The organism is Methylobacterium sp. V23 (assembly GCF_002917135.1).
In the GTDB taxonomy this organism is placed as follows: Bacteria; Pseudomonadota; Alphaproteobacteria; order Rhizobiales; family Beijerinckiaceae; genus Methylobacterium.
On sequence record NZ_PDHT01000127.1, the window covers coordinates 1 to 1,166 of the forward strand.

1 protein-coding gene is annotated in these 1,166 nt (G+C 66.0%); it reads right to left on the minus strand.

Annotation, left to right across the window (positions count from 1 at the left end; genetic code table 11):
- Nucleotides 1-17: 17 nt before the first annotated feature.
- A protein-coding gene (locus CRT23_RS27580) for an IS630 family transposase (RefSeq protein WP_103712639.1) occupies nt 18-1,075 on the minus strand; the annotation gives its coding sequence in 2 pieces (ribosomal slippage) (nt 18-583 and nt 583-1,075; 1,059 coding nt in all).
- Nucleotides 1,076-1,166: the final 91 nt, after the last annotated feature.

Consider the following 1,166-nt stretch of genomic DNA (forward strand, 5'->3'; position numbering starts at 1 on the left):
ATACCAAGCCTCACTGATCAGAACGCATGGGCCCATCGGCGCAGTCCGATGGACATGAGGCGCCAGGGTTGGGCGATGATCTTGTTCCAGGCGTCGCAGCAGTGATCGAGGATGTCGTCGTAGGATTGGAAGATCCGGTTTCCGAGCCAGTTGTCCCGCATGAACTGCCAGAGGTTCTCGACCGGGTTGAGTTCGGGTGAGCGCGCCGGCAGGGGCAAGAGGGTGATGTTGTCGGGAACCGGCAGCTTCCTGGTGGTGTGCCAGCCGGCTTGATCGAGCAGGAGGACGGCGTGGGCGCCAGGAGCCACGGTCGCCGAAATCTCTTCGAGATGATGGGCCATCGCTGACGTGGTGCAGCGGGGCATGACCAAGCCTGCCCCGACGCCCCGGGCCGGGCAGATCGCCCCGAAGATGTAGGCCGAGGCCGTGCGCTGATCCTTGGGGGTCGAGGATCGCGTTCCGCGCTTGGCCCAGCGTCGGGTCAGAGTGTTCTTCTGGCCGACACGGGCCTCGTCACAGAACCAGACTTCTACCGGCTTGCCGCCGACAGCCTGCGCGATGTCCGCCAGACGGTCGGGGAAGTCTTTTTAAAAACAGCCGCGGCGCCCGGATCCTGGGCGTGATGGCGCGGGCGGGCTGAGAGCTTGCGGTAGCCCATGGCCCGCAAGACTCGGCTCAAGGTCTGCTCGGAGACCGACACGCCGTGATCCTCGGACAGGATTTGGGCCAAATCGCACAACCGCCACCGCACGACACCGTGTACGGCCGGCGTCGGTCCCTGTTCGACCAGCGCCTTGAGGACATCGCGCTGGTCGGCGTTCAAGCGCGGACGGGCCCCGGGGGCCTTGCCGTCGATCAACCCGTCCGGTCCATCGGCGTTGAAGGCCACGACCCAGTCGCGCACCGTTTGCAGCCCGACCCCGCCGATCTGGGCCGCCTCCGAGCGCAGACCACCCGCGGCGATCACCGACAGCGCCAACAGGCGGCGGGTCTGCGCCGGATCACGCGAACCCTTGGCCAGACCGCGCAAGGCCTCGGCATCGAAGTCCGATCGCAGCGGCACCGGAGCAGCCATCGCATCCTCCTCAGGCTCCAAACCCAGGAATGAATCACGACCAAGATGCCGACGCTACCCCGCATGAGTCCTGCTCAGCGAGGCTTAGTAT